This window comes from Helicobacter sp. MIT 14-3879 (assembly GCF_003364125.1).
Window position 1 is genome coordinate 1 of the sequence record NZ_NXLP01000079.1, and the last position, 5057, is coordinate 5057.

Sequence of the window (5057 nt, forward strand, 5' to 3'; positions counted from 1 at the left end):
AGAGGAGTTTAAAAAGATAAGGAGTGTTCCAATATTATTTTCTTCATCTTTGGGAGAGAAGTGGTAGATAGGGTGGGATTCATCTAAGTTAGAGGTAGAAGAGGTGGTATTGGAGGTGGTAGATGAAGTAGATGAAGATGAGTTAGTAGATGTGGTATTAGATGAGTTAGATTCTAATTCTCCAAAGAAGTATTGGAAGAGAGGATTAGGAGATTCTTTTCCACCTAAAAGGAGATGAGAATCTAAGAATAGAGAGGGTGTATAGGATTGTAATTCCTCTAGGCTTTCTTGTAAATTGCATTCTTGTTTGATTTGTTTATAGATTGTATCACAATCAATATAGTCTTTATCATTTGCAAAGATATAAATTGCTTTTGCTTGTGTATCTACATAGAGCGTAGAGCTCATAGAGTTTAAATCTATTCCCCTCTTCTTTGTTTTTCTAAGATACATACTTGTGCATTGTTTATCATAAAGTGTATTGATTGCTTGTTTTTGTTTGGCTTTAAAAAATTCTTCGTTGTCATCAGATGAGGCAATATTTGTAAAATTAGATTGATAGCTATAAGTTTTATAAATATTTTCTTTTTCCAATATATCTTGTTTTTCTTTGTCTTCTATACAAAAAGGTAAAGCTTTATAGAGTGTTCTATATTTATTCATTTATGCACCTTGTAATAGACATTCCATATCATTTTTATCTATGATTTTAGTATAAATACCTACACTCATTAAAAGTAAAAAAACATTGATAACATCATTTTTAGTAAAACTGCTATAATCCATATTCTTTAGTCTTATTATTTCCTTATCATTATGAAAATTAAATTGATATTCTTTTTCTGCTCTCTCTTTATTATTAATAAGTGTGTGTAAAATCTCATTTTGGTAGATACTAAGATAGTTATTTTTAAAATCAAGTTCTTTAGCTTGACCTAAACGATTTTCTTTATCATTTGGATCTCTAATGAGTTTATTATAATAAATAAGCTCTATAAGAATCTGGGAATAAGAGTTAAGATAATCTAGTGTTTTTTCTATGCTTTCATTGAGCTGTTTTTTGTCTTGATTGCTTGGTGATTGAAATAAATAATGATAAAAATAAATTGTTTGTAATATACTTTCCATAAAATGACTTGTGCCAATATACCAATATTCTAATTTACCTATATGTAATAAATGTAATCTTTGTGTATTCCTATAATCAAACTTATCTTGTATATTTAAGCCATATTTATATCCTAAATCAGAAATAAAAGATATTGTAGGTTCTGCAAACTCTTGCCATTCTCGTGCAAAGGATTCTTCACGAGGTATAGGTTTTTTTATAGTTTCTATATGATGAATTTGTATGTTTGTTTTTGCTTTAGAGAGTTTTTTAGATTTATTTGCTAAAGAATCAATTTCTTCTTCTCCTATTCCTTGTTTAAGTGTATCTGCATATTCTATGTAATTTTCTAAATTATCTTTTGGATTACAAGTTTGGATACATTTATCAATCACCTTTCTTGTAAAGCCTAAGAGATTAAAAAGCTTTTTTACACCAAGAATAAGAAGCTTTATAATTAATCTAATTACTCTTATAGCGATATTTAATAAGCTTGCTAGAATCCCTAAAAATCCCGGTGCATTATAAGTATAAAGTTTATAAATGAGATTTTCATTATTTAATATACAAAAGCTTTGAGCTAAATGTCCCCCTAGTGAATGTCCTACTACATTTATTTTAAAAGAATTATCTCTTATATCTTTTTGTATTTCTTTTAAGACTTCATTTCTAAATTTAACTAAAGAGATGATTTGAGGGATACCAACTCCTATTGTTATAAAGCCATCAGTTAAAAGCATATCTTTAAAAAATTCTTTTCCACTTGTTTCTGTGCCTCTAAAAGCTAAGATATAAGTATCATCTTTATCTTTAGCTTGAGTATCTTTAAAGAGAGTATGAGAATATCCACTTATAGTAGTATTGGGTTGATGATGTAGGAGCTTAAAGCGAGAAGTAAAGAATTTAGTGCGAGGAGAGAGGTGATGGGTGAGATTATTAGGAGACTCTTTTTCTTGTTTATCTTGTTCTTGTTTTTCTTTGGTAGTGGCTACGAGGAGGGTTTGGTCTGCGACACCTAAATCTTTTTTATTCCGATTGATAAAGCTTTGGATTTTATTGTCTATTTTTACCTGTTCATACTCTATCTTATTTGTTTCTTGATTAATTTTAGGTTTTTTAATAGTTAGATTCTGACTAAATCTTGCTTCTATGGCTAAAGCATAGGCAGTAGGTTGTCCTATTTTTATCTTTTTATCATCTATTAGTTGTTGTGCTAGACTAGATTTATTAGCACTTTCTTTTTTTATCTCATACCCTAGCTTGATTCCATCTGCATATATCCACCTAGCAGGAGGCTTTATTTTAGGATTAGGATTCTCACTTTTTAATTTGTCTGAGAAAAAATCTATCTCTTCATTCTCATCAATGTAATGCAGCATTGCATAGGTTGCATCTGCTATATCTGCATAATCTTTAGCTTCTTCTATAAATTCTTTAGGTGTCATTAATAAAGTCTTCCTTCTGTTTTTTCTTCTGATATTTTTTGATTACTTTTTACAAACTTATCATTGATAAGATAAAAAATATTATTTGCACTAGCTCCAAAATAAGATTTTTTACTAAATCTATATCCTCCATTTACTTCATCAAATCCATATAGACCATATTCTGTTATTGTCCCATAAGCTTTTATAAAGAAGCTTATGGGTATTACTTTATCACCACATTTATAGTAGCTTGTTAAGTAAATATCTAGTTTATTAAATACCTTTTCTCCCATATATTCTTTGATTTTTTGGTAGTAAGGTTCAAATTTGGCTTCTTTTTTATCCTCTTTTACACCTATAATTACTTCTTTGATAAAATACTTACAACCATTAGAGAGAATAGAATATTTCTTTTCTAAAGCTATCATTTTTTCATAAAAATCTGGGTCGTTGTTTTCTACCAATCTCCTTTTAGCAATTTCTTCCTCTTGTAACTTCTTTATCTCATCTCTAATTTCTTTATTAAAGACATAGATTCCCCCATACTCCTCTGATAATTTAAATGCTTCTTTATCATATTTAGTTGTATAAAGTAATCCACAAGAAGAAAGAAAGAGTAATATACCCAAACCCACTACTATAAAAATAAAGATTTTCATTTTACCTTACCTTTTTATTTTTATTGCCTATCATTGCTTTATTTTTCATTTATTACCCTTATTCTATCTTTTGTTTTTAAATTTTTCTTTGTTTGTCATTTATTATCCTTACCCTATCATTTAATCATTTAATCATCTCTTTATTATTCATTATTTATTCCTATCATTTGCTTTTTAATCATTTACTACCTTTACCCTATCATTTAATCTTTTAATCATCTCTTTGTTTGTCATCTTTTACCCCTATATTCCTTTATTTTTTATTTAGTTAATTTATATTCTCATTTTTTTAAATCTATTATTATATTTTATATTTAATTTAATCTTTAAGATTCCTTAGCATTATTAGATTATTATTTCTTTGTTCTTTACTTTGTTTAATTTATTACTTTCTTTATTTCTATCTATGAAATTTTGGATTGTATTTTCTATTGGCTTCTCTTTATCTTCACTAGGTTTTTTAATACTTACACCATAACTAAATCTAGCTTCTATTGCTAAAGCATAGGCAGTAGGTTGTCCTATTTTACGCTTATTTGCTTTTGCTTGTTCTGTGATATTTTCTTTTTTTATCTCATATCCTAGCTTTATTCCATCTGCATATATCCATCTAGCAGGAGGTTTTATTTTAGGATTAGGATTCTCACTTTTTAATTTGTCTAAGAAAAAATCTATCTCTTCATTCTCATCAATGTAATGCAGCATTGCATAGGTTGCATCTGCTATATCTGCATAATCTTTTGCTTCTTCTATAAATTCTTTAGGTGTCATTAATAAAGTCCTCTTCCTGTTTTTTCTTCTGATATTTTTTGATTGCTTTTTACAAATTTATCATTGATGAGATAAAAAATATTATCTGCATTAGCTTCAATCGAAGAATCTTCACTAAATCTATATCCCCCATTTGCCTCATCAAATCCATATAGACCATAATCTGTTCTTGTCCCATAAACATTAACATAAAAAGTTAGGGGTATTACTTTATCACCACATTTATAATAGCTTGTTGTTAAAATACCATAGCTTAATTTATTATATACTTTTTCTCCCATATATTCTTTTATTTTTTCATAATAAGGTTTATAAGGTTCAAATTTATCACCACGATCACCAAAAATTCCTATAAAATACTTACAACCATTAGAGAGAGTAGAATATTTTTCAGTTCTAGCTTTTATTTTATCAAAAAAATTTGGGTCACCAACACCTATTTTCATCTTACTTTCTTCCTCCTGCAACTTCTTTATCTCATCTCTAATTTCTTTATCAAAGACATAGATTCCCCCATACTCCTCTGCTAATTCAAATGCTTCTTTATCATATTTAGTTGTATAAAGTAATCCACAAGAAGAAAGAAAGAGTAATATACCCAAACTCACTACTATAAAAATAAAGATTTTCATTCTTTTACCTTACCTTTTTATTCCTATCTTTTGTTTGTTTTTCATTTATTACCCTTATTCTATCTTTTGTTTTTAAATTTTTCTTTGTTTGTCATTTATTATCCTTACCCTATCATTTAATCTTTTAATCATCTTTATGTTTTTCATTATTTATTCCTATCATTTGTTTTTTAATCATTTATTACCCTTACCCTATCATTTAATCTTTTAATCATCTCTGTGTTTTTCATCTTTTACCCCTATATTCCTTTATTTTTTATTTAGTTAATTATATTCTCATATTTTTTAAATCTATTATTATATTTTATATTTAATTTAATCTTTAAGATTCCTTAGCATTATTAGATTATTATTTACCTTGTTCTTTACTTTGTTTAATTTATTACTTTCTTTATTTCTACTAATAAAATTGTGTTTTAAACCAAATTAGATTATTTATTATTATCTAATTTTTCATTAT

The 5057-nt window shown here is 27.0% G+C and carries 4 protein-coding genes and 1 pseudogene; all 5 read right to left on the bottom strand.

The genetic code is table 11. The features are described from left to right. Positions 1 to 663: pseudogene (locus tag CQA44_RS11120) on the bottom strand (hypothetical protein); the annotation flags it as partial. After that, entirely contained in the window at positions 664 to 2553 is a 1890-nt protein-coding gene (locus CQA44_RS11125) for a hypothetical protein (RefSeq protein WP_115547299.1), read from the bottom strand. Further along, positions 2553 to 3194: a hypothetical protein gene (locus CQA44_RS11130; RefSeq protein WP_115547300.1), complete on the bottom strand. Its 642-nt coding sequence runs from the start codon at positions 3192 to 3194 to the stop codon at positions 2553 to 2555. Before CQA44_RS11130 ends, CQA44_RS11125 begins: the two co-directional genes overlap by 1 nt. A 345-nt stretch (positions 3195 to 3539) precedes the next feature. After that, positions 3540 to 3965, bottom strand: a complete 426-nt coding sequence (locus CQA44_RS11135; protein ID WP_115547301.1) for a hypothetical protein — start codon at positions 3963 to 3965, stop codon at positions 3540 to 3542. Beyond that, complete coding sequence (locus CQA44_RS11140) at positions 3965 to 4597, bottom strand: hypothetical protein (protein ID WP_115547302.1); 633 nt, start codon at positions 4595 to 4597, stop codon at positions 3965 to 3967. Before CQA44_RS11140 ends, CQA44_RS11135 begins: the two co-directional genes overlap by 1 nt. Between the last annotated feature and the right edge of the window lie 460 nt (positions 4598 to 5057).